Origin of the sequence: Methanolapillus millepedarum, from assembly GCF_032594115.1 — an archaeon.
Taxonomy (GTDB): Archaea; Halobacteriota; Methanosarcinia; order Methanosarcinales; family Methanosarcinaceae; genus Methanolapillus; species Methanolapillus millepedarum.
This window is the reverse complement of sequence record NZ_CP131060.1, coordinates 397,229-423,791: the sequence shown is the minus strand read 5'-3', so window position 1 is coordinate 423,791 and position 26,563 is coordinate 397,229. Positions and strand designations below refer to the sequence as shown.

Genomic DNA, 26,563 nt, shown 5'->3' with positions numbered 1-26,563 from the left:
GTAAATGACCGAAAATGTAAAGGATAACAAAACAAAGCCCGCCAAGAAAGTTCAGGCGACTGCCGAAGAAAAGGCAACCGTGAAGCGTTATGACTGGATTGCCCGGTGGACGCACACTTTCCACGCAATTGCCATGCTGGTGCTTCTCTTCACCGGTTTTGCGATTTACTTCCGCTGGGATTTCATTACGTTTCACAACGCAAGAGCCTGGCACATGATCGCTGTTCCGGTTTTGATCGTGACCAACTGGATTTTGGTTCCGTACGGAATCATGGCGGAAGGTTATGCCGAAGGCGGCGTCAAGGGAATTGTCAGCCACTTTAAGAGCGCTTACATCTTTGGAAAAGATGACTTCCTGCGTTTGAAAGGCATGATTCTCAACTTCTTCGGAAAACAAGCCGAATACCCGCCGTTTACCGTCTATGACAAGAAAACCGGCCACTATGTGACGAAGCTTCACCCGATGTTTAAGATCTTGATCGTTCTGGAAGGAATGTGTATCTTCTTGATCTTCATCACCGGTATTGTGCTGTACAAAGTGGATTGGTCTGTCCTTGGTCTTCCGATCGCGGAATGGATCACCTGGATTTTCAACTGGATCGGTCAATGGTTCAACATGAACGGCCTGGAACTCATCCGCTGGGTCCACTTGGCGCTCACGTACTTCTTCGTCTTTGAATTGATCGTCCACGTCTTTATCTTGGAATTCGACCCCAAGGTTTTCAAGTACTGGAAATCCATCTTTATCAACGGACAAGAAGATCTCGACGGGCCGGTTGTGGAAGTTGTTGAAAACGCCCACCACAAGTAATTAAAATTAAATTAAAATATGAAGGTTGAGTGAAAACTCAACTTCCTTTTTTCTTTTTTGAGTTTTTTGTTTCGTTTTTTGTTTGCGCGTTGCGTACGCGCGCGTTACGGCGCCCCATTTTCATTTGGAGTTCAAGAGCTTCAGAGTCTATTTTTGTAACTTCAATGAAAACAGCTCCTCATTTTTTTAAAACAAGCAAACCCTCCCGAATAAACAGATGCGTATCGCATCTGTTTATTCGGATTCCGATGAACAAGATTGAGTACAGTAGTGGTCGGATACAATCTGTAATTGTAAGCTGCAGATGCCATCGGAAACTGAAAACAGCAGGTACAATTGGAAACTGAAAACAGCAGATGCAATCGGAAACTGAAAGCAGCAGATGCCATCGGAAACTGAAAACAGCAGATGCAATCGGAAACTGAAAACAGCAGATGCCATCGGAAACTGAAAACAGCAGATGCCATCGGAAACTGAAAACAGCAGGTACAATTGGAAACTGAAAACAGCAGATGCAATCGGAAACTGAAAACAGCAGATGCAATCGGAAACTGAAAGCAGCAGATGCAATCGGAAACTGAAAGCAGCAGATGCAATCGGAAACTGAAAACAGAAGGTACAATTCAAAATTGTAAATTTAATTGGTATCCGCAAAATACAGATGCTGTCGCATCTGATTTTGCGGGACGGTTTGCCTGACTCAACCCGTAAATATTATTCATTCTTTATTCTTTGTTCGTTTATTCTTTGTTCGTTTATTCTTTCGTTTATTCTTTTATTCGTTTATTCTTATTCGTTCATTCTTTATTCATTTATTTTGATTTTCCGTTATTATATATGTTTTTTTTCAAAGGATTTATTAATCTTTAGTTGAATATTAGTTTAAATTTTGTTCATTTCGATTCATCTCAAAAGTGATTTTATGACAACGATGGGAATTTTGGCCTGTAAAATGCTTCAAGATGAAATTGTTTATTTGATTCAACAAAATCCGGACATTGAGACCGTTTACGTCGTTACAAATGGCGAGCACATCGAATTTGTTCACAAATTGCGGGATTGCAACATTGATTTCAAACCGGTCAGCCATATTTCTGAATTGCCTGATGTTGATTCCTCTTCGAATTCCGAAGGTCTTTCGTTGGTCGTCTGGCAATTGGAACTTGGGCTTCATGAAACGCCGAAACGGCTGAAGGTGGAAGTTTATGACCGGCTTTCCGAGTTTTCAAAAAAAGCGGACGGAATCCTGCTCTTTTACGGTCTTTGCGGAAATGTTCTCGGAAATGTGGAAGACGATTTCAAAGACATTTGTCCGATTGTAATTTTGAGGGATCGGGACGGCAACATTGCGGATGATTGCATCGGCGCGACTCTCGGCAGCCGGAAAACATACGCCAATCTGCTTAAAAGCTTCGGCGGCGTCGGGACATTTATTTTCACACCGATGTATGAGGCGACGATAGATGAGTTTTTCCAATACAAGCGGATGAGTGCGGCTCAAAAGTTGTCTGAAGAACAAATCATTGAAATGAATAAATTCATGTTTGAAGCGTCCAACTACAAACGAATCGCCCGCCTTGATACCGGATTGACGTATACGGGCGACACGCTCGACAACGTTAAGAGGTTTGCCGAGATGTATCATTTTGAAATTTTTGAAATGGATGGCGGAAATCAGGAAGTTTTCGAAAACTGTTTCCTGAAATTGAAATGTATGTTGGTTAAAGCTTGATCTGTTTTAATGAATAAAATTAATGAATAAATTAATGAATAAATTAATGAATAAAATAAGGAACTCAATAATTAAAAGTAAAAAATAGAATGAATCGGTGGTTTTCGTGTCTTTGATGGGAATTTTGGCTTGTAAAATGCTTCAGGATGAAATCGTTTATCTCATTCAAAATGACCCGGATATCGGCGAGATTTTGATTGTTGAAAACGGCGAACACATTGACTTTGTTCAAAAGCTGAATGAAATGGATATTTCTTATAAACTTATTCCATCCGTTGATATTCTTCCAAACCGGATTCGAAAGGGTCCGGAGGATTTGAATGAACTTCCACTGCCGGCTTGCAATGAGCTGAATGACCAAAACTCGGCGGATGCCGATCCGGAAACAATTTCCTTGGTGGTTTGGCAGTTGGATTTAGGGCTTCATGAAGTCCCGAAAAAATTGAAACTACAAGTTTATCATGACTTGCCGATCATGATGCCGAAAGTTGACGGCGTTTTTCTTTTCTACGGTCTTTGCGGAAATGTGCTTTTGACGGTGGAAGACGATTTTAGGGATGAAAATTGTCCGGTTTTAATCTTAAGAGATTCGGACGGCATCATCATTGACGATTGCATCGGCGGTGCCATCGGCGGCCGGCAAAAATATGCGCAGCTGCTTAAAAGTTTCAAAGGCGTCGGCACTTTTATTTTAACGCCGATGTACGCGCAGTACGCTGCAACCGACTTTTTCGGATACGGCCAGGCCGTTTCCGGATTCTCAAACGAAAAGATGTATGAGATGAACAAATTTATGTTTGAAGCATCCGGCTATAAGCAGACCGCTCTTCTTGATACCGGACTTTCTTATACGAAAAACGTGGAAGAAAACGCCCAAAAGTTTGCGGACAAATACAATTTCAAAATAATTCAATTGGACGGCGGCAATCAAAAAATATTTGAAGATTGCTACCGAAAAATGAAACAAAAAATTCAAGTTTAATTGAAAATTAATTTGAAATTCAATAAATTCAAATTAAATTTAAAAATTCAGTAAATTCAAGTTGAATCGAACGAATCAATTCGAAAAATGGGGAACTATCAATGAGTATGACAAAACAGGAAAAGCTGGGCGTGATGAATTTTATGGTGGGTATTTTGGCGATTATTACGTTAAAGTACTTCTTTTTGCCGTCCGAGACGCCGGTGACCGCTGAAAACCTCTTGCCGCTTGCGACCTATATCATTGCGGCGCTTTTGGTCATTAATATTGTTGTTTGGTTCATCCTGCTTCGGTATTTCCAGGTCACCAAGAAAAACACATGGCTTTTCGTGTACGAGATTTTGTTTTTACTGTCGTTGGTTGCGCTGTATGCCGGACTTTATTTTGACCTGTTTCCGGAAATCGTTTTGAAACATCTGCTCAGCGGCGCCGGTCTCTTTTTGGTTGTCCAGCTGCTTCTCGGCGTGTTTTTCTCTTACAGCATCGTCGCCCTTCCATTAAAGCCGCTTTCGGGACAATCGAAAGCAAAAATGAACAGCCAAAAGCAAAAACAGCAAAATGGTAAATAATTGAAGAATAATTTAAGACAAAACTTAAATACATTTCTTCCCGTATTCGAATCAGATTCTAAAGGAAGAAATGTATGGTTAACTTTTTTGTGACTTTGACGATGGCGTGCGACTTGGAATGCCGGTATTGTTACGGCGAAGTCTGCGATTGCTTTGATGATTTTGATGACGGCATTTCCGTAGATTACGACGTTCCCGAGCAAATCCATTATGAAACAAAAGCCTTGGCCGATTTCATTTCAAAGGATTCGGAAGCCGTTGTTATTTTTTACGGCGGGGAACCGCTTCTTGAAATTGAAAAAATGATTGAGATGATGGATACTCTTCCCGCCAAAATGTTTTTGCTTCATACGAACGGAACCCGTTTGGATTTGGTTCCGTCCGAATACCTAAAGCGGTTGCATACGATTTCCATTTCCATTGACGGAAACCGAACTTTGACGGATTATTACCGCGGCGCGGGCGTTTACGACACGATTGCTCAAAACGCGAATATTGCCCGCGAAAATGGCTTTTCCGGGGAAATCATTGCCCGGATGACGGTTCAGGAAGAGACCGACATTTATGAAAGCGTCATGCATTTGCTTTCCAATCCCGATTTTTCGTTTGACAGCGTTCACTGGCAACTCAATGCGTTGTTTTGGAGAAACGATTACAAAACCCGGAAAGAATCTTTCAGAAAATGGCTGGATGAAAGTTATAATCCCGGAATTCAGCGCCTGATAACCGCTTGGGTGAATACGATGAGAACAGACGGCATTGTTCTTCAAATGTATCCGTTTGTCGGCATTATGATTTCTCTTCTCCTCAACAAAAAAACACATCTTCGGTGCGGCGCCGGTTGGACGGAATATAACGTTCAAACCGATGGAAAGTTGTCGCCGTGTCCCGTTATGAGCGGAATGAGCGATTTTTATTCCGGCGACATTTTTCATGAAAACCCGAACCGTCTTCGCGTGATTCACGTGTCCGGCCTTTGTAAAAACTGTGATCTTCTCGACATTTGCGGCGGCCGCTGTCTTTATGCAAACGCGACCATGAAATGGGGAATCGAAGGCTTTACGGACGTTTGCGGAACCATTCGTTTCCTCATCGGTGAGCTTCAAAAAGTCAAACCTGAAGTTGAGAAAATGATTGAAGACGGAAAAATCAATATCGACGATTTTTCAAATCATATCGAATACAACAGCTGTGAAATTATTCCTTAAGAAGGATGGCAGCGCGCGTGTTACGTCCCTTCTTTTTCTTTGTTTTCTTTTTTCTTTTCGTCTTTGTTTTTCCTTTCGTTTCAACCATTTTTTTGATCCGCTACATCCGCAAAAAGCAGGAAAAATATGCCTAAAAACGGAACGGCTTGATAAACCAACAGTTTCATTTCTTCCGTTTTCGGGCCTGAAAGCGGCGTTATTGTAAAAAGGAGAATGATGAAAAAGATCGGCGCCGCCAGAAATACGGTGATGTACATCTCGGACAACAAATCTAATGTTTGAATATTTTGTTCTTTTTGGCGGCGAAAAAGGCTTTCATATTCTTGTTTTTTTGAAAAAATAAATGTCTGAAAGTCACTTCCCGCAATCAGCGTGTTTTTGGCGCCGGATAGAAAATCGGCCAGGAGCGGAGACGGTGTTGACGCCGATAAAAATTGAAGGGCAGACGGCAAGTCTTCTCCCAAATAAAAAATCCGGCTTTCCAATATTGAAAATTCGGAAGCAATGGTCCCGTAAATAAATTTCATCTTTTTTTCCGAAAATGTTTGGAAGATCAAATCCGGTAAAACCCCGGCGGAAGCCATCGCCGACATGTAGTTGACGGCAAACGGCAATTCCTGTTCAAGTTTATGCTTTTTGTCGGCGGCGGCCAAGAACGGAAATGCGACAGCTGACATCCAAATCAAAATAACGGCGCCGACAAAAATAAAAACGGGATAAATCATCAATGACCGATCCATTCCGGCTTCAATATAACCTTGCAATTCGGAAAAATAAGACACGGAAAAAAGAATGATTTCACAAAAAGAAAAAGTTGTGAAAAGAATCACAGACAAGAATACGGCGACGGACAAATACATCGGAAGCGGAATAAATAGGCGGGCAGATACAAGTTTCTTTTCAAATGTCCTCAAAAGCGTGTTTTTTCTTTTGCCGGTGCTTCCGGCACCTGCCGAAATCATTTTTTCGATTGCGTTCCCGAAAAAACGGTCGGAAACTTTTTGAAGGGTAAAAAGAAACTTGCGGCCTTTTTTCTATTTTTGCTGCTGTTGCTGCTGTTGCCGCTGTTGCTGCTGTTGCTGTTTCGTCATGAAAGATCCCCTCCATTTCTCAGATTTTCAACGCGCCTGAAAAATTCATCTTTCAATTGCTGTTTTGTCCATCCCCGGCGTTCTCGGATCCGATTCAAGACATCCGATTTATCCAAATCAAACGGCGCTTGATGATAATAATTAAACATCTCCTGCGTCAAAATTTCGGATGTTTGCGGGTCCGTCTCCAAAATTTCATGCACAAAAGCACATCGTCTGACAGACTCGTTTCCGGTTTTGACCTGAGACAAAATCACCAAAACATCAAGCGTTTGAATCATGGCGCGCGGCACATTCATCGGCGGATTTTCAAGCCGGTGAATCAATGTTTCCACGGATTCGGCATGCATTGTTGAAAGCGTGGCATGCCCGGTTGACATCGCCTGAAACAAAACGTAGGCTTCCGAGCCTCGAATTTCGCCGACCAAAATATATTCCGGGCGCTGCCGAAGCGCTGATTTCAGCAAATCATAAAGAGACACTTGCCCAAATGCGTTTTCCGAATGACGGTAACGAGCGGACGTTTGTAAAGACCCCGACGGGGCGTCCCGGGAAACGCCGGATACCCAGTTCCGGTGCGGCAGGCTAATTTCTCGCGTATCTTCAATCGATACGATTTTTTTATTCAACGGAATAAACCGGCATACGGCATTCATGGACGTTGTTTTTCCGCTGGCGGTCCCGCCTGAAAAAATCACGCTCAATCCGGATTCCGCGCACAGCCACAGGTAAGCCATCACTTCCGGTAAAAAAGTGCCGTTGAAGACCAAATCTATCGGTGTGAGCGGTTTTTCTTCAAATTTACGGACTGTAAACGTGCTGCCCTTTGTTGTAATTTCATTTCCGAGGGTGAGCTGAACCCGGGAACCGTTTGGAAGAGTTGCGTCCACCATCGGTTTTGCAACAGAAATTTGTTTTTTAGCGCGTTGCGCCATGCGCCGAACCAAGGTGTCTGATTCTTTTTCGTCAAGAATGACGTTTGTTTCGATGGATCCGTATTTTTTATGATAAACAAAAACAGGTATCTTATATCCGTTTCCGGAAATGTCTTCAATATTTTTATCTTCTAAAAAGGGTTGAATTCGCCCAAAATCCAAAAAATTGCGGCGCACAAAGTAAAAAAGAGCGGAAAAATCCTCATCTGTCAGCCGGATGGTGTACAAATCCAAAATCAGATTCATTTCCGATAAAAGTTGTTTTTCGCGCTCGGCTTTTTTTTCGGGAGAAACAAAAATGGAATCTTCCATGTCAAATAAAACCGGGTTGAATGAATCCGAAAGAAGCGTCATTATTTTTTGAAACATTTGTTCAAGTCCGGCATTTAAAACCGGTTCGCAAACAACATAACGAAGGCATGTTTTTCCGTGAATCGTTGTTTGGACAATTGAAGCGAATGAATGCGGCGGTGTCAAATCATAAGATTCCAATATCGTCACGTCTGTATTTCTGCTTTCGATTTCCATTTCATTTTCGTTTTCATTTTCGTTTTCATTTTCGTTTTCATTTTCGTTTTCCGTCTCCGAAAAAACAGATTTCATAACTTTGTCAATATTTGGTCTTTTCATAATTTTCTGTTGAAAATTTTTGTTCATAAACCTTCCGTTTTTGAAAAAATCGAAAACGTTATATTGGGGCTGTTTTTTAAAGCGTTTTGGTGAATCTAAATGAAAGAATCAAACGCCTTTGACACGGAAAGTTCCGTTTTGAAAAAAATGAAAAAAAGAGACAAGCATGGCTTTTGGCTCGATTTTTTTAAAAATCCGTCTCCTTTTTTTGAAAACAACCCGAAATATTCGCCGGTTATCGGTCTTATTTTAGTTATTCTTTTATTTTCAATTTTAGCGCTCGTTTCTTTTTTGGAACCTGTTTCTGTTTCTGCTTTCGCTCCTGTTTCTTTTTCTTTTGAAACGGCGGCACAATATCTTGAAATTCTTGTCACGGTGTTTTTGGCTGTTTTATTCTTGCCGCTGATTTATTTTGAAGAGAAAAGGCGCAAAAAGATTGATTTTGTGGAAGAACGAATTCCCGGATTTTTGAGGGATTTGTCCGCTCTTGTTGAAAACGGTTTGACCGTTCAGGAAGCGCTGCGTGATTTATCGAATCCGCCGAACAATTTTTTCTTAAAAGAAATTCAATTGATGGGTTTTAAAATGCGGTCCGGAATCCCTTTTGAGAAATGTCTGGACGATTTCGGAAAGCGTTATCACTCCAAATTGATTCGGCGGGCAGCGTCCGTGATCGACATCGCGGAAAAATCCGGCGGTCAAATGTCTCTCTCTGTCAGTTCGGCCGCGTTTGATCTTCAGGAATTTGTCAATGCTCAAAAAGAACGCGCGTCCCGGCAAAACACATATGGTGCGATTTTATTTCTCTCTTTTTTCATCTTTCTCGGCGTTTCCATTCTTTTAATCCGTCAATTTAACAGCATGTATTCCGCTGCCGAATCTTCTTCCATTTTCGGGTCGCCGGAATCTGTGTCGGATATGTCCGTTCTCATCTGCCGGTTGCTTTTAATTCAGGCATTTTTCTTGGGACTGACCGCCGGGAAATTTAAAACCGGCGTCATGGTCACGGGTTTGAAATATACAGTTTTGTTGATGGTTGTTGTTTGCGTTTCATTTGCCGCCGGAACAAATGTTTTCCGTTGATCTAAACAATAAAAGGCAATCGAGAGGAATGGAAGTAAATGGGGGAGATGGGTGAAAGAGGAAAAAAGAAGGAAAAGAGATGGGGAGACGGAAGAAAAGAAAAAAATATAAATGAAAAGACAAAAAGAAAAGAGAAAACATTTTGACAATAACCTATTTATATCATAAATCTCTCTTTTGCTTTGCTTTTTTGAAATCAAATCGCTCCGGTAGTGTAGCTCGGCCAATCATTTAGGACTCTCACTCCTACGACTCGGGTTCGAATCCCGACCGGAGCACTCCATTTTTTCTGAACGTTTCTTATACTTTTTATTTTATGTTTTTGAGTTTCGTTTAGCATTTTTAGTATTCTTCTTTGGCCGGAAGCGGCGGGTCTCTTTTTCCGAATAATTTCACAATCAGAATGCTCAGCTCATAAAAGAAAATCATCGGAATCGCGACGACAATTTGGCTGATGACGTCCGGCGGCGTAATGACGGCGGCAATAATGAACAAGAGAACATAAACGTGTTTTCTGTATTTTGTCAATAATCTTTTTTGAACGATTCCAAGACGGTTAAGTACAAAAATAATAACCGGAAACTCAAAAATGAGGCCGAAAATCAACGTGAGCATCGCGATAAAACTCACAAAATCATAAATAGAATATGTGGCTTGAGCGCCGGCGGACGCTGCGCTGATGTAGAGAAATTGAATGAACAGGGGCGCCATAAAGAAATAAGAATACATCGCGCCAAGAACAAATGAAATAAAGACGACAATGGCAACGATCAAAATCCAACGGGTTTTAAACGGTATTTTTTCTTTAAGATTCAATTTTTTAATGTTCACCCGTTTGTAAATTTCCTTTCCGCCGATGTAAAAGATAATCGGGAGCGTAAAAATGGCGGCGATCACCAAGGACATTTTCAATTTCAGAAGCGGAACTTCCAGCGGTTTCGTATAGACAACCATCGGGCCGCCGGATTCGTTTTTTGAATTGTTTTCCAAATATCCGATGGTAAACATCGGCGGTTGTCCGGTCACATTTTCAAAATCGGCGCCGATTTTGCCGAGCTCCTCGATTTCGCTGCCATTTGAAGTTGCCGTATCATAAGGAATCGTTTGGAAAATGATGATTTCGGATGTATTTGACAAATCTTCAAGCGTCAGTTTGTTCGTGCGAGCGCTTTCAAGAAGTGCCGTCATCAAATCGTTAAAACTCGTACGGTTTGAGCTGTTTAAACCGTTAATGTATTCCATAACGGTATCTAAGGCTGAAGGCGTCTCCGTATTTGAAAGGATAATGTCTTGAACAACCGTTTTGGAATCCGAGATATTGACCGGATCCGTATAGATCAATATGTTTTTATCCGAATCGGTAAGCAGTGAATCAATATTAACGTCGCTCACTTTCCAAGGTCCGGAATAAATAATTAAAAATTGGTCAAAATGTTCGGTGAGGTCCGTCGTTGTGGTTGAAACATGAGGCAGGCTGCGGTTAATCGCGTCATTGATGACATAATCTGTCAGCGGATAGGCAACGACAGCTGCGACTAAAAATATGGCAACAATGATGATCAATTTTTTTTTGATTGATTCTAAGAAATTCAACAAAACCTGAATTTCACCCGATAGCTCCACGATGGCACCACGATCCTTTTTTAAAATATGACCAAAATCCTGATGATCATTTATGTTATATTATATGCGTTTCTAGTAGGCATTCTTACATAAAAGTTTTATGATATACAGGTGATTTGAACGAAATAATTTGAGAAACTTTGATTACGGAAGCAATTTGAATTATCAATGATTAAATTTAAATGATTCCTCGGTTTTTCATATTCAATTTTACTTCAATTATTATAGAGTCAGATTTCAGTTTCAATTCATTCAATTCAATTTGTTTCAATTCAATTCGTTTCAATTCAATTCGTTTCAATTCAATTCATTCAATTCAATTCGTTTCAATTCAATTTAATTATCATTGACCACTTTTTGGAGTTTTGAAAGTGTCGGAACAAACCTCAAATGAAAGCAAACACGGTGATTATGTCCCAACATCGGACCCGGTATTTGAACCGGCGCCGGACTCCAAAGCAAAACCCCAAAGATCTTTGATTTTTAAAAAGAAAAGACCGGCTGACCCGAATCGAAAGGGTGTCGATATTGATTATGAAGAACATGTGGTTGAACACTTGCGCGAACTTCGAAATCGTTTGATCATTTGTATTGCGGCGCTGCTTCTCGGAACCATCATTTTTTATCCTCTTTCCGGTGAAGGTATTGCTTATTTATGGAGTCGGCTGATTCCGGAAAGCGCCATCATGTCGGTTTACTCGCCGACGGAATACGTCATGACGCGTATGAAATTGTCTGTCGCGTGCGCAATTGCCATTTTTTTCCCGCTTCTGAGCTATGAGCTTTATAAATTTATGTACCGCGGGCTTTACACGAATGAACGCAAATTTTTGTGGCGTGTTGTTCCCGCTTCTTTTATTTTATTTATCTTCGGTGCGTCGATCGCTTATTTTATCGTTTTGCCGATCTTTCTAAACTATATGATCTTTTACGCCGATCAGACAGCTGTCGCCCAAGTCAGTTTGAGTGAAACCATTAATACAATTGTTACGCTGGTTCTGGGATTCGGAATTGTTTTTCAGATTCCGCTTCTGATGATTGCGGCCGTTAAGATGGGACTTGTTGAAGAAAAAACGCTTCGGAAAGGACGGATTGCCGTTTACGGTCTTTTGATCGGATTTGCCTTTTTAATTTCTCCCGATCCGACATTTGTTTCCCAGCTGATTGCCGGCGTTGCTCTTGTCGTTCTTTTTGAATTCAGTTTAATCATCATGCGTTTCTTCTGATTCGTTTTTTTCTCGAATTCGTTTTTTTCGAATTCGTTTTTTTCAGAAAAGTGTTTATTTTTTTATTTTTTTGACAAACATTCGTGACAGAAAAAGCAAATCTTTATAAGCATTGATTAATTTCTAAAATAACTATGATTGGCGGAGTCGGAACAACGGAAATTGCCGTTGTTGTTATTATTGCTCTCATTTTGTTCGGTCCGAACAAACTTCCGGAGTTGGCGCGTGCGGTCGGGTCGGCGATCGGCGAATTCAAAATTGCTCAAAAAGCAGCTGAATTTGACCTCAGCGATATTGAAAAATATTCTAAAGAACAGGACGAAAAGAAGAAAGCGGATGCAAAAGCGTTAGATGATAAAATTCGGACGATGGCTCTTGAGGCAGGTATTGATCCTGAAGGCAAAAAGCCGGAAGAGTTATTGCTTTTGATGTCCGATAAAATGAAATCCACAGAAACCCTGTCGGCAGACACTGAAATTCCGGAAGAGGAACCGGTTATGACTGTCCGGCGGATGAGTCCGGAAGAGTTGGCGGAACTGAGCGCCAATGAGGAAACTTCGGCTTAACTTAATCTGTTTCAATTTGGATCTGTTTCAATTTTCTGAAGCAATAAATTTATATGAATATTCTCTCATTGACAAATGCAAATTATAAATCGTTAGAAATTCATCGGAATTTAAAATTTAATAACTTGTGACAAATAAACATGAACTTACAATAATTTAAGGTGTATCAAAATGATTGGCGGAATTGGAACGACTGAAATTATCTTAATTGTGGCGATTATTGTTCTTTTGTTCGGCGCGGCAAAGCTTCCGGAATTGGCGCGTTCAGCCGGAAAGTCGGCCGGCGAATTTAAGAAAGCGCAAAAAGAAGCTGAAATTTCATACCGGGAATTTGAAAAGAGTTTGGAATCAACACCCGAAGTTGAAAAAGACACAAAGATCAGAGTAATGGCCAAAGAACAAGGCATTGACACCAAAGGAAAAACTGATGATGAGCTTCTGGATGAAATCAGTAAAAAGATGAAAGGCAATAATTAAATTCATTTTTCTTTATTTTTTTCCTTTTCTTGTTCTTTTATATTTCGTGTTTCTGTTTTGTTTTTTTGCAGAAAACCATTTACCAAAATATTTAAATAAAATCAATCTCTTTTTGACATGCTTGTTTCAGGCTTTCCTGAATCAGATTTTGTTTTATTCGTCATAAAATAGTTATTCTGCATCGTTGGTCTAGCGGCTATGACTGCGGCCTTCCAAGCCGCAAACTCGGGTTCGAATCCCGAACGATGCACTTTCTTTTTTCTTTTTCACCTTTCAATTTTTCAAATAGTTTTGCTTTTCTTTTAAAAAAGGGTGACGCGTTCTTTTTCACGCATCACATCATTTTACAAAAACGCGGACGGACAAAGTTCTTGAATGCCGCAAATGTCGCATTTCGGGCGTTGAGCGTTACAAACCCGGCGACCGTGGAAAATTAAGGTCAATGACAAATCATCGTAGTCTTTCTTATCGGCCAATTTCATCAAATCTTTTTCAATCTTCTCAGGATCTTCATTTTCCGTGAATCCGAGTTTATTGGACAACCTTTTAACGTGTGTATCCACCGCGATTCCGTCAATAATGCCGTATCCGCGCGCAAGGACAATATTTGCCGTTTTTCGTCCGACGCCCGGAAGCTTGACCAACTCTTCCATGGTGTCCGGCACTTTTGAATCATACTTTTCGATAATGATTTGAGCGCATTGAATGATGTGCTTGGCTTTTGTGTGGTAAAATCCGGTGGAGTAGATTTCTTTTTCAAAAACGGTTTGGTCGGCGTTGGCATAGTTTTGAATTGTCGGATATTTCGGGAAAAGAACTTTGGTGACGGCATTGACCTGAACGTCCGTGCATTGCGCCGACATGATGGTGGCGGCCAAAAGTTCAAACGGCGTTTTAAAATCCAATTCAATTTCCGGTTTCGGATATGTTTGACTGAGTATTTCCCAAATCGCGTTGAAATTTTTCCGGTTATCCGGACGTTTTGAAATCGGAAAGGCCGGAAGAGATGAGAGCGGATATGTTTTACTTTTAAGGTTTGATATCGGCAAAGCTTGTGTTTTTTCTGCTTTTGTATTTATTTTTGAAGACATTTTCGAAGATGGTTTTGAAGGTTCTTTTTCATCTGTTTTTGGAGATATTTTTGAGGATGTTTTTGAGGATGCTTTCGAATCTGTCACTGATTTTTTTGTTGCGTTTGCCATAATTTCACCATAATTCCGAATCAAAAATCGTTGTATCTGTCAATTGATTTGAATGAATTTAAATAATTCCTGTGTCTTTTAAAATTCAAATGATTAAAATTGTATTTCTCGGAACCGGTGGAGGTTTTCCCTCCAAAGAGCGCAACACGTCGTCCATCTTATTAAATAGGGACGGGGAAATGATTCTTTTCGACTGCGGCGAAGGAACGCAACAGCAGATGATGCGCGCCAAAACCGGTATGATGAAACTTCATTCCATTTTTTTGTCTCATTTTCACGGGGATCATATTTTAGGGCTTCCGGGACTTCTTCAAACGTTGGCGTTTTTGGGACAAACCGATGAAATCGCTGTTTACGGGCCGTCCGGCCTTGATGAAATCATGGACGCTTTTTCAAGGCTCGGCATGCATAAATTGAAGTTTCCCTTAAAAGTGAAAGAGTTGTCTCCCGGGGACATTGTTTCATATGACGGATACACCGTCAAAGCCGTCCGCGCCGATCATGATCGTCCGGCATTGGGTTTCGTTTTGGAAGAAAACAAGCGTCCGGGCCGTTTTAACAAAGACCGGGCTGTTGAGCTTGGCGTTTTACCGGGACCGAATTTTTCAAAACTTCATAACGGACAAAGCATTACACTTCCAAACGGCAATGTGATCACGTCGGGTATGGTTGTCGGACCGATGCGCCCCGGTATTAAAATAGCGTACAGCGGCGACACGCGCGTCTCAGATATTTTCTTTTACGAAGCGCAAGAGGCCGATGTTGTCATTCATGAAGCGACATTTACGGAAGATATGAAAGAAAACGCAGATGAGTGGGCACATTCGACGGCTAAAGGCGTCGCGCGCCTGGCCAAAAAATATGGTGTCCGGAAGTTGATTTTGACTCATATCAGCCAGCGTTTTTCGGACGATGTTGCTCCGGTTTTGGAAGAAGCGAAAACCGAATTTGACAATACGGTGATTGCGGAAGATTTGATGGAAGTTGATGTTAAAAACCGGGATGAATAATCAAAAATCTAAGAGGGTGGAATAACGATGCAGGGAACTATTAGCGAAAAAATTTTCAGCCGCGCGTCAGGCGGCGATGCGTCAGCCAATGATTTTGTGTCGGCAAATATTGATTATGCAATGGCGCATGACGGTACCAGTGTTTTAGCACTGCATTCTTTTCAGGAAATGGGCGTCGAAAAAGTATGGGACGCTGATAAAATTATCGTTCCATTCGACCATTTGATTCCGGCCAGCACGGAAGCGGCAGCCCTCCTTCAAAAAAAGACGCGGGACTGGGTCAAAGAGCAGGGCATTTCTCATTTTTATGAAGGCGGCGAGGGAATTTGTCATCAAGTTTTACCGGAAAAAGGTTTTGCGCTTCCCGGAAAACTGATTATCGGCGCCGATTCTCATTCCTGTACATACGGGGCGTTCGGTGCTTTCGGGACCGGCGTCGGCGCAACGGATATGGCGGAAATTTTTGCGTCGGGGAAATTGTGGTTCCGTGTTCCGGAGACCATAAAAATGACGGTGGACGGCACACTTCAAAAAGGTGTTTTTGCCAAAGACTTAACGCTTTACCTCATCGGAAAAACAGGTATTTCGGGGGCGACTTACAAAGCGGTCGAATATTACGGGACTGCGATTTCGGATCTTTCCGTTGCCGGCCGGATGACGCTTTGCAACATGGCGATTGAAATGGGCGCCAAAGCCGGAATCGTTCCGCCGGATGAGAAGACGTTTTCTTATTTAAAAGGCCGGGCAGCGGCGGACTATGAGCCGGTTTACGCCGATTCGGATGCGAACTACCTCTCGGAAAAATACTACGATGCGGATGACATTGAACCTCAAATCGCTTGTCCGCACGAAGTGGATAACGTTGTTCCGATTTCAAAGGTTATCGGAACGCCGATTGACCAAGCGTTTATCGGAACATGCACAAACGGAAGGCTTGAAGATTTGGCCGTTGCCGCTGACATTTTAAAAGGGAAAACGGTCAAGGTCCGGACGATTGCAACGCCGGCGTCGCGCGCGGTTTTGTTGGACGCTGTCGAGTCGGGCATTTTTGAAACGTTGGTCAAAGCCGGTGTCAGTTTCATTACGCCCGGGTGCGGTCCGTGTCTTGGCGCGCATCAAGGTGTGATTGCGGAAGGCGAAACTTGTTTGTCGACCGCCAACCGGAATTTCAGAGGACGGATGGGGAAAGGCGGAAACATTTACTTGGGATCTCCCGCAACAGTCGCCGCTTCGGCGATCACCGGCGAAATAACGGATCCTCGTGAGTTTTTGTAAATTTTTCCATTTTAAGTTTGAATAATTTATTTGAATAATTATATGAAGGGCTGTTTATGTTTATTTCCGGAAAAATAGGCGAATGGCCGGGTTTAAAAAAAGCCGATGTGAAAAATCCGGCAACCGGCGAACTTGTCGGGACCGTGACGCTTGCGGATGAAAAAGTACTGGGTGACGCTCTATTGTCATGCGAGGCAGCTTTTGGATCCTGGTCAAAAACGGACCCGAAAGACCGCGGACTTATTCTCGGGAAAGTATCCGCCGCGCTTAAAAATGAACATACGGTAAACGAATTGGCCGTTCTTCTCACAAAAGAACAAGGAAAACCGCTCAAAGAAGCCCGCCGGGAAATTGAAGGCGTCGCTGAAGTCATTGATTATTTTACGGGCCTGTCCTCTTTGCTTTTATCTTCCGATTCTGATTTTTATAAAAATTCAAACGGTTACGCTTTTGTGTCCAAAAAACCGCTTGGCGTTTGCGCCGCCATTTTGCCGTGGAATCTTCCGGCACTTATTTTTTCCTGGAAAGTCGTTCCGGCGATTCTTTCGGGAAACACCGTCGTTGTCAAACCGTCCACCACTTGTCCGCTGACAGTTTTAAAAATGGCCGAACTTTTTTATGAATCCGGTCTTCCGGCCGGCGTTTTAAATGTCGTTCCCGCAAACGGCGAACTTGCCGGAGACGTTTTTGCAAAATTTCCGGCGGTCAAAAAAATATCGTTTACGGGAAGCGGGGATGCCGGCAAATTGTTGCGGGAGAAAGTATTTTCCGCAAGAAATCCGGTTCAAAAACGTCTGACGCTGGAGCTTGGCGGCAGCGATGCCATGATCATTTGCGACGACGTTGATGTCAAAATGGTTGCGACTGAGGCGGTTCGTTCTCGCTTCTTTAACTGCGGGCAGGCATGCGTTTCTCCAAAGCGCATTTTTGTTTTTGAATCCGTTTTTGAAGACTTCAAAAAGTCTGTTCTCGCCGAAGTTTCCAAGATTAAAGTCGGGGATGGCATGAATCCTGAAACAACAATGGGTCCCATTTGCGATAAAACTCAATGGGAAAAAATAGTTGAAACAATGCAAAACGTCCGCCTTGAAATCGAAAAAAATGGTGTCGGGGAAATCCTGACCGGCGGCAACGTTCCTAATGCCGGTGTTTTGAATGGTGCGGATTTGTCGAACGGACATTTCTTTGAGCCGACGGTCGTGTCGTTGGTTCCGCCCAGCGGCGGCAAAAAGTCCGTCCTGCTTCGTGAAGAGATTTTCGGGCCGGTGATGGTCCTTGTCCCCGTCAAAGATTTGAATGACGCTGTAGCCCGTTCTAACGACACTCTTTACGGACTTGGTGCGTCCGTCTGGACGAATGATATCCGTCGCGCTAAAACAGCTGTTGAGCAGCTGGAAGCCGGAATTGTTTGGGTCAATCAGCACGCTCGCGTTTTGCCGTCGCTGCCGTTTGGCGGCGTCAAAGAAAGCGGAGTCGGGCGTGAGAACGGCGAACAAGTTTTAGATGATTATTTGGAAACAAAAACCGTTGTTTTGAAGAATATTTTTTAAAAACAAAATGACATTGTTTTTCGGACTCAAAGTAAAAATGTGTCGCCATAACGCGCGCGGCTGCCCGCCGCAAAAAAGAAAAGATAAATGCGCACTTGAGTGCGCAAATGGTTTTTACATAAACATATTGCTGGGGACTGTATTTTTGTTGTTTTCTTCTCCCCGCTTTACTTTTTTGACAGCGTCCAGCAAATCTTGCATTTGGACAACTGTTCCGCGGCGGCGGAGAACGAATATACCGGCTTCGCGGGACACGGCATTCAAATCGGCGCCGCTGAACCCGGTCGTGTTTTTAGCCAACTTTTCCAAATCGACATCCTGTCCGAGATTCATCTTTCTGGTGTGAATTTGAAGAATTTCAAGACGGGCCTTTTCATCCGGCATCGGCACTTCAATGGCGCGGTCAAACCGTCCGGGACGAAGGAGCGCCGGGTCAAGCAAGTCTTTTCGGTTGGTGGCCGCCATGATTTTCACATCGCCGCGTCCGTCAAACCCATCCATTTCCGCCAGCAGCTGAAGCATTGTCCGGTTCACTTCGGCCGAGCCGCTTGTTCCGTCAAAAGTTCGGGTTCCGCCGACGGCGTCAATTTCATCAATGAATAGAATCGCCGGCGCTTTTGAGCGGGCCATTGCGAAAATATCTTTGACAAGGCGGGCGCCTTCGCCGACAAATTTTTGGACGAGGTCTGAACCCGACATCCGGATAAATGTGGCGTTGGCCTGCGTTGCCACCGCTTTTGCGATGAGTGTTTTTCCGGTTCCGGGACTGCCGTAGAGAAGAACGCCTGATGGCGGTTCAATTCCAATCTGTTCGAAAAGTTCGGGATGCGTCAGCGGCAGCTCAACGGTTTCGATGACTTCCAAAATAACATCTGATAGGCCTCCAACCATATCATAATTAACGTTGGGTGACTGAATAAGTTCCATCACTTGGGCGCGGACATCGGTCGATTGGCTGATGGTCGTCATAATAACATAAGCAGCGCCGTTGACAGCAACACGCATGCCGGGTTCCAAATCATCTTTAAAATCGGGTGATTTATGCGTTAAAATTTCCTGGTTGTTGCCATGGAGTTTAATCAGCACTTCCTCATCGAAAACCTCCATGACGGTCGCAATGAAAAACGGCGCTTTGGTAAGCTCTTCCACTTGGTTTTTCAGACGCCGGACTTCCCAGCGGTGGTCTTCCACAATTTGCGTCATTTTAAGAACGTTGGCTTTGAGTTCACCATTTTCAATTTTTGAAGCTGACAACTCTTCCGTGAGTATTTTGACTTTGAGCAAAAGCTCTTCATTTTCAATCTTTTGTTTTTCAGAGGAATGTTCTTTGTTGGAAGGCTCCAAGGGAACATTACTGACTAAATCGTTTTCTGACATATTCTTTGAGAAAAGGTTTTGATATTAATAATCTTTTTCTTAAATAAAAACGAACAGTTACGTGTCTGTTAAAAAAACAGAAATGGCTTTAAAATCTCAAAAACCATATATTTATATAAAACAAGATGGGTCTAATGTTCTGTGAAGGAGATGAGCTTTTCCGACAAATTGGTCAAACAGGCCGGCATTTTATTTATTGTTAGTCTGTTGATTTTGGTTTTTTGTTTCATTTTAACCATGAGGCTGAGCGAAGATATTGTTCAGTCCGGGTCCCCGGCGCAAATCGGGAACATTACTTTTGGCGCAACGCCTGACATTGTGACAAACATCGTCGTTTTTTCGTTGGTTTTGATTATTATGTATGTGTTTTTTTGGCGAAAATATTAATCGTCCGAAAACAAAATGAAAAAATAATCGGAAATATAAGAGGAAGAAGGAATGGCGGCGGAGATTTATTTTTTGTTTTGGCCGAGTTTGATTTTATCGGTCCTCGGCTCAATTATTCTGACGGCGGCCTTTTATTTAATTTCAAGGCGAAATGCTTATTCTTCTTCCGATCCCTTTTATGGCTCCGACGGCTTGAACTCAAATGAGGAAGATTCATCCTCCAACGGTTTTGAATCCGGGGAAACTCAAATCAAAACAGGCGGCATGATTATGGTTGGTCCGATCCCGATTGTTTTTGGAAACGACGGAATGCGGTTTGACAAAAAGAACTTCAAATACGCTCTTTTGTTTTTTCTGATCGCGGTTTTGATTTATTTGGCTGCGGTTTGGATCATTTCTCAATGAGATTGAGTTTTCAATAGCCGGTTCGGTCATAAATTTGTAAATTGCATTCCGGAAACATGTTCTATAATATCTGGCATTTTTGAAAAATATGAGTATTACATCTCAAAAAGTGAAGATTATTGGTTGAAAATAATCGTTAAATTTTCATCCACCCAATTTTGAAATCCACTATTGGACTCATCAATGTTGATTTTTATCAAAACCGGCGTTTCATACGGGTGTTTTTTCAAAACGTAGGCTTCAACGGATTTCCATTTATCTTCCCGGGTTTTGAAAATGCATCCGTATTCTTTTTCATCATGAAGCTTGCCGGCGTATGTGTAAATCGCCGTGTGTTTTCGGATGTTTGCAGAAACAATTTCTTTCTTTTCAATCAGTTTTTGAGCTGTCTTTTTGGCGGATTTTTTTGTCGGAAATGTGGTATAAATAAAAATGTAGTTGGTGTTTGAGTCATTTGTCATCAAAATGCTCCCTCTCAAAAAATGATAAATTCAAATAATCAACAAACGCGCGGAATCGGATCTCCGGTCGGAACATCCACATACCGTGTGCTGCCCAGAGCCGACACCAAAATCACTTTTCCGGGCTTGTCCGTCCCCGCAACGCCGATAATGGCCGCGTCTTTTCCGTACGGATGTTGTTTTAAGATTTTCAAAACTTGTTCGGCATAATCCGGATGAACGCCCAGGACGACTTTTCCTTCATTGGCGATTTCTAAGGGGTCCAGTCCCAGCATTTCGCAAGACGTTTGAACCGCTTCCCGAATCGGAATTTTTTCTTCTTCAATTTGAATGCCGACTTTGCTTTTTTGCGCCATTTCATTCAGGGAATCCGCAATGCCGCCACGTGTCGGGTCTTTCATCGCTGAAATTGCCTTTTTGCCGTCCTTTGTTCGAACCGACAAAGCCGGTTCAATCATTTTCCAAACCGGTGCCACGTCAGAAACCAAATCCGAATTGAATTCGAACCCTTCGCGTTTGGTTAAAAGCGCCATTCCGTGGTCGGCAATATATCCGCTGACAATGATTTTGTCGCCCGGAGAAAGCCCGCTGTCCCGAACCGGCGCATCACAGATGCCGATACCTGAAATATTAATCATAATGGAATCCAAAGCGCTTCCTTCAACGGTTTTTGTATCGCCCGTAATTATCGGAACGCCGACCTCTTCCAAAACCGCGTTCATGGAACAGACAACCTTTTCAAGATCGGTAATGTCGAATCCTTCCGGAATAATCATTCCGCAGCTGAGCGCCAGCGGACGCGCGCCCATCACAGACAAATCATTGACAGCACCGCAGACGGAAACCCGACCGATGTCGCCGCCCGGGAAAAAAATCGGCTTGACAACGTGGCTGTCGGTGGTCATCACGAGCTCGATTTTATCCGATTGAAATCCGCCGCAATTTTCTTTTAAAAGCGTAATGCTGGCGCCGTCATCCAAAGAGTCTAAACCAACTGTTCCGGCGCATGTTTTTTTCAAATTTTTCAAAATAACGCTGCCGATGAGTGACTGCATTTGCTGGCCGCCGGCGCCGTGTTCCATGGAGATTTTGTTTTCTCTTGCCAAAATAATCATCCTATGAATTGTGAATTGAATTATGAATCGAATTGGGACGAATTATGAATTGAATGTGAACGAATTTATAAATTTTTTGAAGTCCTTACTTTCCCTGCTTTTTGCTTAAAATTCCTTTTTCAATGACATTGACCCAAGCGTCCACGGTCTTTTGATCTTTTTTCGACGTCAACAGAACCGGGATTTTCGAATTTAAGAAATTGATGTCGCGGACCATTGTCGCCGGATCCACGCCAACAGCTTCAGCAATATCGATTTTATTGATAACGGCAAGTTCCGATGTTTTGAAAATAACCGGGTGCTTCAATATGATATCGTCGCCTTCGCTCACGCTCACGACAACAATTTTCATATCTTCGCCCAAATCAAAATCTGTCGGGCAAATTAAGTTGCCGACGTTTTCAATAAATAAAACATCATAATCCTTCAAATTGATTTCAGAGAGAGAGTGTTCCACCAAATGCGCGTCCAAATGGCATTCTTTCCCGGTGTTGGCCGGGATTGTGGTCACGCCGAGACGGATAAAGCGGGAAGCGTCCATGTCCGCAATGACATCGCCCGCAATCACGGCGATTCTGTATTTTCCTTTTAAGGCCTTTATCGCTTCTTCAATCAATGTCGTTTTTCCGGAACCGATCGCGCCCATAATATTGACGGCAAAAACATTCGAATCCTTAAGCATTTTTTTGTTCTTGCTCGCTGTATTCTTATTTTCTTTAAAAACATCGTGCTTCATACTGATAATATGAGACATATTGAGCATTCTCATCCACATTTTTGTCACCTTTAAGTCATGAAATTGTCAAAATCCGATAAATTTAGATAATAATTTTGATTGTTGTTTGAGATTATTTATTGTTTATATTTTGAAAGATTTATTTTAAAATATTTCTTAAAACACATTATTAAAAACACATATCTTTCAAGAGCTATTATATTTTTATATTTTTTATTTTCAAAATATAGTAGCTTTTTGAAATCAAAGGTAATTAATAAAATATATGTCCTCAAACATTTATTTTTAAAGGTATTTTTGAAATAATTTTTAAAAATATTCGTTATAAGATCTATTTTGTAATTTAAATTATTTTGGCAGAGATGTCAATTAAATGTCATATATTAGTCTATATCAATAGAATCAATCATCAGATCCCGCCCGCCAATGATTTCCGCGTCTTTGCCGCAGTTTGGGCATTTGAGAGAAATTAAATAATCCAAAATATCATTCTCTTCAATATCCTTTGGTTTTCCAAAATATCCGCACGTACATTTTAAATCGGGCGCGATCGGCTCAAAAACATAAATCGCGTTTTTGGCGATTGTTTCTTCGGCAATGCTTTGCAGGCAAAATTCCAATTGAACCGGATTAACGTGCGCCAGTTTTCCAACTTTAACGGTGATTTTATTGACAATGGCCGCGTCATTTTCATGGGCAACTGTCAGAACGTTTTCCATCAAATCCATTGCCAGGGAATATTCATGCATAATACGTCTCCGGCTTTTGTTAGTCCCGGCAGTATTTGTACCAGCTGTGGCACATACCTTCATCACTGACCATACAGGGTCCGATCGGTGTTGTCGGCGTGCATTTTTTGCCGAAAATCGGGCAGTTGGCCGGCGTTGCTTTTCCGGTCAAAATCGTTGCGCAAATACAGTTTTTCTTTTTCTTTTGCCGGACCTCTTCCAAGCGTTTGAGTTCGTCTTTGTAAAGGTCGAAAAATTGAATGGCAGCGTTGTGGTCCGCATACTTTTCTTTGAGAACAAAACCGGAATTCGGAATGATTCCAAGGCCGCGCCATTCGGAATCGGCAACATCGAAAACATCGTTCATCATTTTAAGCGCGATTTTGTTGCCTTCCGGTTTGACGGCGCGCGGATACGCATTTTCAATCTTAGCGTCGCCGGCTTTGAGCTGCTTTTGAAGAAGCGCAACCGCCAGCAAAATATCATAAGATTCGAATCCGGCAACAACGACCGGATATCCCAACTTTTCAAAATTGGAAAACGGCGCGGTTCCGGTAATGACGGCAACGTGCCCGGGCGCGATGAACGCGTCAACATTGATGTCTTGGATCAGAAGATCGATGGCCGGCGGCGTTAATTTGAGGGATGTGAAAATATAAAAGTTTTCGGGGAGGCCGCGCAAAACGGCGGCAGCGGTGGTTGGAATCGTCGTTTCAAACCCGATCGCCAGAAAAACAATTTTTTTGTCCGGATGGTCGGCGGCGATTTTAATTGCGTCGTCAATTGAATAAACCATGCGGACGTCGGCGCCTTCAGCGCGGGCGTCAAACAAACTTTCTTCTGTTCCCGGTACGCGGAGCATATCTCCGAATGTGATCAAAGTGAGTCCTTTTTTTGCTAAAACGATGGCTGTGTCAATGTCGTTGTCCGGCGTTACACAAACCGGGCATCCGGGACCGCTTAAAACTTCGATTTCCGGCGGCAAAAGGCTTCGAATTCCGAATTTGGCAATCGTGCGTTCGTGGGTGCCGCAAATGTGCATGATTCGGGCCGGTTTCGGGTTTTTGGAAATGTTCTCAATCAGTTTTTTTTGGATTTCAATCGGATTTTCCAAAAAAGGATCGGTTTTTGAAATAAAATCCACCTCGTTATGATCTAATATTTGATTGTTTGATTTGATTGTTTGACTGCTGATTTATCGGCTGCTTTATTCTCTCATTCTTGATTTGGTTTGATTTGTTGATTTACACGGTTTCGTCTTGAGCCGCCAAAATCATTTCAAAGGATTCAATCGTGAGCCGCGCTTCTTCTTCCGTAATCACCGAAATCGCGTATCCGACGTGAACCAATACGTGGTCCCCAACATTGACTTCGGACGCGCCGCCAAGCAAATCCAAGTTCACTTCGCGATAAACGCCGCCAAAATCCACCTCAGCTTTGTTTTCCGCGATAATTTTTGAAATTTTTCCGGGTATTGCAATACACATAATTCTCCCTCTCGTTTTATTTTACATTATTAGTCATATTTTTTCATTATCTTTCACGAACTAAAAATTTACTTTTATTTAAATTGATTGGGTTCTTTTTCAAAAAATTACCGGATAATTGTCATTTTTCGCGCATCATTCGCTATTTGATGATATTGAGATATTTATCTCGGAATAAATTCCAGAGAAACAGAATTCACGCAATGCCGCACATTTTTTTTGGTCAGCCGTTCGCCTTCAAAAACGTGTCCCAAATGAGCGCCGCAGTTGTTGCAAATAATTTCAATCCGAAAGCCGTCCGAGTCCGGAATTTTTTTGACCGCTCCCGGAATTTCGTCATCAAAACTCGGCCAACCGCATCCGGATTCAAATTTGTCTTCCGATTGATACAAGGCAGTGCCGCATCGTTTACAAACATAAGTTCCCGAAACTTTGTTGTGAAGGAATTTTCCGGTAAATGGCATTTCCGTTCCTTTGTAAACAATAACACGTTCTTCTTCCGGCGTGAGTTTTTTCAGAGATTGATTTTTGTTTTCAGTCATAGACAGAATTATATTTTTCAGACTATATATTTTTATGTTTTGTGAAATTGCCGTACGGATACACTTTGCGGTAGCGGTTGGTTGCAGCAGTCAACATTCCCAACAGAAACCCGCAAGTTCAGAACGCTGAGCGCCGAAGGCGTGAAGCGGGCTGAACTTGGCGGATTGCTCTGAAAAATGAAAGCAAATCTGAGTGTAAATTTCCATTGCGCTGTGCTGTTTGCGCTGTGCTGTTTGCGCTGTGCTGTTTGCGCTGTGCTGTTTGCGCTGTGCTGTTTGCGCTGTGCTGTTTGCGCTGTGCTGTTTGCGCTGTTCATTCAGTGCTGCAACTATGTACATCTCATTTCAGCTAAATCCGAGAAAATCAAACGCAAGCGTTTGATTTTTCGGGGCGGTTTACTTGGGATTTTAGAAGAGGGAGACTAATATTGAGCGACCGAAGGGAGCCGTTCGCGAAGCGAACTTGTTGCTGTAAACCGCTAACATCGCTTTGAAAAATTCCGGAGCGACGCGAAGGAATTTTTCGGTTGATATTTCGGGACGGTTTGCTTGGGATTTTAGAAGAGGGGGACTAATATTGAGCGACCGAAGGGAGCCGTTCGCAAAGCGAACTTGTTGCTGTAAACCGCTAACATTGCTTTGAAAAATTCCGGAGCGACGCGAAGGAATTTTTCGGTTGATATTTCGGGGCGGTTTGCTTGGGATTTTAGAAGATTTTAAAAACGGGAAACTCTTAATGATTTTCCAAAAAAACGCCCATGACTTTTGAAATCCAAAGGAAAATGTGTCGCCATAACGCGCGCGCCGACGCTTCAAAAAAAGAAATAATAAAAAAGGAAACGGTTACGCATATCCTTCCAAAATTTTACTCTTCGGCTGGTCGCCTTCTTCCGGTTTTTGATTTTTAAAGATTGGGCCGAACTTTCGCTCGTAATCTTTCACGTTCTGGTCAAGCCAGCGGGACAATTCAAGCGCCGCAATCGGGGACAAAATAATTTCCGTTCCGATTTTTCGGTGAATTTTTCGAATGCCAGCGCCTTGAGCGAGTTCCGGCTCATCGTTGTAAAAACTGATTCTAAAGTCGTAAATATTGTTGACACCAATCGCGCCGATCGCGTAAAATTGCTTGCAATCCGACTCTTTTGATAATTCCAGAACAACTTCAATTTTCTGCGGCTCATTCTTCTTTTGATTTGGTTCATTGTTTTCCATTGTTGTCAATCCTAATCGTTTGATTGAATTTATTGACTCCTTGATGATTGAAATCTATTTAATATGATTTATATTTAGATATTTGAATAAAAATGGAACCGCAAAAAAGAAACGAAAAAGAAACGAAAAGAAGGATAAAAGGA

General features: G+C 42.3%; 29 protein-coding genes and 2 tRNA genes. 17 read left to right on the top strand and 14 right to left on the bottom strand.

Translation table 11 applies throughout. From position 1 onward, the window contains the following. Window positions 1-4: 4 nt before the first annotated feature. From MsAc7_RS02100 to MsAc7_RS02075, 6 genes are all read left to right on the top strand, one after another. The gene (locus MsAc7_RS02100) at window positions 5-811 is read left to right on the top strand and encodes a cytochrome b/b6 domain-containing protein (protein ID WP_338102955.1); all 807 of its coding nucleotides are present in this window, start codon (window positions 5-7) and stop codon (window positions 809-811) included. Between the two features lie 564 nt (window positions 812-1,375). Then, complete coding sequence (locus MsAc7_RS02095; RefSeq protein ID WP_338102954.1) at window positions 1,376-1,510, top strand: hypothetical protein; 135 nt, start codon at window positions 1,376-1,378, stop codon at window positions 1,508-1,510. A gap of 223 nt (window positions 1,511-1,733) precedes the next feature. Beyond that, entirely contained in the window at window positions 1,734-2,543 is an 810-nt protein-coding gene (locus MsAc7_RS02090) for a DUF1638 domain-containing protein (protein ID WP_338102953.1), read from the top strand. A 115-nt stretch (window positions 2,544-2,658) separates the two neighbouring features. Beyond that, window positions 2,659-3,525, top strand: a complete 867-nt coding sequence (locus MsAc7_RS02085) for a DUF1638 domain-containing protein (RefSeq protein ID WP_338103448.1) — start codon at window positions 2,659-2,661, stop codon at window positions 3,523-3,525. Window positions 3,526-3,626: 101 nt separating this feature from the next. Continuing rightward, complete coding sequence (locus MsAc7_RS02080) at window positions 3,627-4,094, top strand: hypothetical protein (RefSeq protein ID WP_338102952.1); 468 nt, start codon at window positions 3,627-3,629, stop codon at window positions 4,092-4,094. Window positions 4,095-4,168: 74 nt separating this feature from the next. Then, complete coding sequence (locus MsAc7_RS02075) at window positions 4,169-5,302, top strand: TIGR04084 family radical SAM/SPASM domain-containing protein (RefSeq protein WP_338102951.1); 1,134 nt, start codon at window positions 4,169-4,171, stop codon at window positions 5,300-5,302. Between the two features lie 80 nt (window positions 5,303-5,382). On the opposite strand, the gene MsAc7_RS02070 is transcribed toward MsAc7_RS02075, so the two are convergent. Together MsAc7_RS02070 and MsAc7_RS02065 are read right to left on the bottom strand one after the other, a co-directional pair. Next, a complete protein-coding gene (locus MsAc7_RS02070; protein ID WP_338102950.1) occupies window positions 5,383-6,264 on the bottom strand; it encodes a type II secretion system F family protein in 882 nt (293 codons plus the stop codon). Window positions 6,265-6,389: 125 nt separating this feature from the next. Continuing rightward, a complete protein-coding gene (locus MsAc7_RS02065; RefSeq protein ID WP_338102949.1) occupies window positions 6,390-7,958 on the bottom strand; it encodes a type II/IV secretion system ATPase subunit in 1,569 nt (522 codons plus the stop codon). A 99-nt stretch (window positions 7,959-8,057) separates the two neighbouring features. Here MsAc7_RS02065 and MsAc7_RS02060 point away from each other — a divergent pair, with 99 nt between their 5' ends. Both MsAc7_RS02060 and MsAc7_RS02055 read left to right on the top strand, forming a co-directional pair. Next, entirely contained in the window at window positions 8,058-9,041 is a 984-nt protein-coding gene (locus tag MsAc7_RS02060; RefSeq protein ID WP_338102947.1) for a type II secretion system F family protein, read from the top strand. Between the two features lie 203 nt (window positions 9,042-9,244). Further along, a tRNA-Glu gene (locus tag MsAc7_RS02055) sits at window positions 9,245-9,319 on the top strand. Window positions 9,320-9,383: 64 nt separating this feature from the next. Here MsAc7_RS02055 and tatC (MsAc7_RS02050) read toward each other — a convergent pair. Beyond that, window positions 9,384-10,664 carry a twin-arginine translocase subunit TatC gene (gene tatC, locus MsAc7_RS02050; protein ID WP_338102946.1) on the bottom strand — a complete coding sequence of 427 codons (1,281 nt, stop codon included), beginning with the start codon at window positions 10,662-10,664 and terminating at the stop codon, window positions 9,384-9,386. 371 nt (window positions 10,665-11,035) lie between these two features. Here tatC (MsAc7_RS02050) and tatC (MsAc7_RS02045) point away from each other — a divergent pair, with 371 nt between their 5' ends. From tatC (MsAc7_RS02045) to MsAc7_RS02030, 4 genes are all read left to right on the top strand, one after another. Beyond that, window positions 11,036-11,890, top strand: coding sequence for a twin-arginine translocase subunit TatC (gene tatC / locus MsAc7_RS02045; RefSeq protein WP_338102945.1), 855 nt, complete (start codon window positions 11,036-11,038; stop codon window positions 11,888-11,890). A 134-nt stretch (window positions 11,891-12,024) separates the two neighbouring features. Next, on the top strand, window positions 12,025-12,456 hold the full coding sequence (gene tatA, locus MsAc7_RS02040) for a twin-arginine translocase TatA/TatE family subunit (RefSeq protein WP_338102944.1): 432 nt from the start codon (window positions 12,025-12,027) through the stop codon (window positions 12,454-12,456). A 171-nt stretch (window positions 12,457-12,627) separates the two neighbouring features. Beyond that, window positions 12,628-12,933: a twin-arginine translocase TatA/TatE family subunit gene (gene tatA / locus MsAc7_RS02035; protein WP_338102943.1), complete on the top strand. Its 306-nt coding sequence runs from the start codon at window positions 12,628-12,630 to the stop codon at window positions 12,931-12,933. Window positions 12,934-13,111: 178 nt separating this feature from the next. Next, a tRNA-Gly gene (locus tag MsAc7_RS02030) sits at window positions 13,112-13,183 on the top strand. 94 nt (window positions 13,184-13,277) lie between these two features. On the opposite strand, the gene nth is transcribed toward MsAc7_RS02030, so the two are convergent. Continuing rightward, window positions 13,278-14,135: an endonuclease III gene (gene nth / locus MsAc7_RS02025; RefSeq protein ID WP_338102942.1), complete on the bottom strand. Its 858-nt coding sequence runs from the start codon at window positions 14,133-14,135 to the stop codon at window positions 13,278-13,280. Window positions 14,136-14,224: 89 nt separating this feature from the next. On the opposite strand from nth, the gene rnz reads away from it, so the two are divergent. From rnz to MsAc7_RS02010, 3 genes are read left to right on the top strand one after another with little or no spacing between them, the layout of a single operon-like run. Further along, the gene (rnz, locus tag MsAc7_RS02020) at window positions 14,225-15,145 is read left to right on the top strand and encodes a ribonuclease Z (protein ID WP_338102941.1); all 921 of its coding nucleotides are present in this window, start codon (window positions 14,225-14,227) and stop codon (window positions 15,143-15,145) included. Window positions 15,146-15,172: 27 nt separating this feature from the next. Beyond that, complete coding sequence (locus MsAc7_RS02015) at window positions 15,173-16,420, top strand: 3-isopropylmalate dehydratase large subunit (RefSeq protein ID WP_338102940.1); 1,248 nt, start codon at window positions 15,173-15,175, stop codon at window positions 16,418-16,420. Window positions 16,421-16,476: 56 nt separating this feature from the next. After that, window positions 16,477-17,970: an aldehyde dehydrogenase family protein gene (locus MsAc7_RS02010; protein WP_338102939.1), complete on the top strand. Its 1,494-nt coding sequence runs from the start codon at window positions 16,477-16,479 to the stop codon at window positions 17,968-17,970. 114 nt (window positions 17,971-18,084) lie between these two features. Here MsAc7_RS02010 and MsAc7_RS02005 read toward each other — a convergent pair whose 3' ends face one another. After that, the gene (locus MsAc7_RS02005; RefSeq protein WP_338102938.1) at window positions 18,085-19,347 is read right to left on the bottom strand and encodes a proteasome-activating nucleotidase; all 1,263 of its coding nucleotides are present in this window, start codon (window positions 19,345-19,347) and stop codon (window positions 18,085-18,087) included. 150 nt (window positions 19,348-19,497) lie between these two features. On the opposite strand from MsAc7_RS02005, the gene MsAc7_RS02000 reads away from it, so the two are divergent. Then, window positions 19,498-19,734 (top strand): hypothetical protein, encoded by a 237-nt coding sequence (locus tag MsAc7_RS02000; RefSeq protein ID WP_338102936.1) that lies wholly within the window; start codon window positions 19,498-19,500, stop codon window positions 19,732-19,734. A gap of 51 nt (window positions 19,735-19,785) precedes the next feature. Beyond that, window positions 19,786-20,139, top strand: a complete 354-nt coding sequence (locus MsAc7_RS01995) for a TIGR00304 family membrane protein (protein ID WP_338102935.1) — start codon at window positions 19,786-19,788, stop codon at window positions 20,137-20,139. A 116-nt stretch (window positions 20,140-20,255) separates the two neighbouring features. Here the strand turns inward: MsAc7_RS01995 and cutA are convergent, their stop codons facing one another. The 9 genes from cutA to MsAc7_RS01950 all read right to left on the bottom strand — a co-directional run bounded on the left by cutA (window position 20,256) and on the right by MsAc7_RS01950 (window position 26,420). After that, window positions 20,256-20,600, bottom strand: a complete 345-nt coding sequence (gene cutA, locus MsAc7_RS01990; protein WP_338102934.1) for a divalent-cation tolerance protein CutA — start codon at window positions 20,598-20,600, stop codon at window positions 20,256-20,258. Window positions 20,601-20,638: 38 nt separating this feature from the next. Continuing rightward, complete coding sequence (gene hypE / locus MsAc7_RS01985) at window positions 20,639-21,706, bottom strand: hydrogenase expression/formation protein HypE (RefSeq protein ID WP_338102933.1); 1,068 nt, start codon at window positions 21,704-21,706, stop codon at window positions 20,639-20,641. A 94-nt stretch (window positions 21,707-21,800) separates the two neighbouring features. Continuing rightward, complete coding sequence (hypB, locus tag MsAc7_RS01980; RefSeq protein WP_338102932.1) at window positions 21,801-22,490, bottom strand: hydrogenase nickel incorporation protein HypB; 690 nt, start codon at window positions 22,488-22,490, stop codon at window positions 21,801-21,803. 344 nt (window positions 22,491-22,834) lie between these two features. Next, complete coding sequence (locus tag MsAc7_RS01975) at window positions 22,835-23,200, bottom strand: hydrogenase/urease maturation nickel metallochaperone HypA (protein ID WP_338102931.1); 366 nt, start codon at window positions 23,198-23,200, stop codon at window positions 22,835-22,837. A gap of 19 nt (window positions 23,201-23,219) precedes the next feature. Beyond that, window positions 23,220-24,323 (bottom strand): hydrogenase formation protein HypD, encoded by a 1,104-nt coding sequence (gene hypD / locus MsAc7_RS01970; RefSeq protein WP_338102930.1) that lies wholly within the window; start codon window positions 24,321-24,323, stop codon window positions 23,220-23,222. A gap of 100 nt (window positions 24,324-24,423) precedes the next feature. Continuing rightward, on the bottom strand, window positions 24,424-24,666 hold the full coding sequence (locus tag MsAc7_RS01965; protein ID WP_338102928.1) for a HypC/HybG/HupF family hydrogenase formation chaperone: 243 nt from the start codon (window positions 24,664-24,666) through the stop codon (window positions 24,424-24,426). Between the two features lie 164 nt (window positions 24,667-24,830). Beyond that, the gene (locus MsAc7_RS01960; protein WP_338102927.1) at window positions 24,831-25,208 is read right to left on the bottom strand and encodes a methionine-R-sulfoxide reductase; all 378 of its coding nucleotides are present in this window, start codon (window positions 25,206-25,208) and stop codon (window positions 24,831-24,833) included. 90 nt (window positions 25,209-25,298) lie between these two features. Continuing rightward, entirely contained in the window at window positions 25,299-25,547 is a 249-nt protein-coding gene (locus MsAc7_RS01955) for a hypothetical protein (RefSeq protein ID WP_338102926.1), read from the bottom strand. A gap of 504 nt (window positions 25,548-26,051) precedes the next feature. Further along, entirely contained in the window at window positions 26,052-26,420 is a 369-nt protein-coding gene (locus MsAc7_RS01950; protein WP_338102925.1) for a DUF3467 domain-containing protein, read from the bottom strand. Window positions 26,421-26,563: the final 143 nt, after the last annotated feature.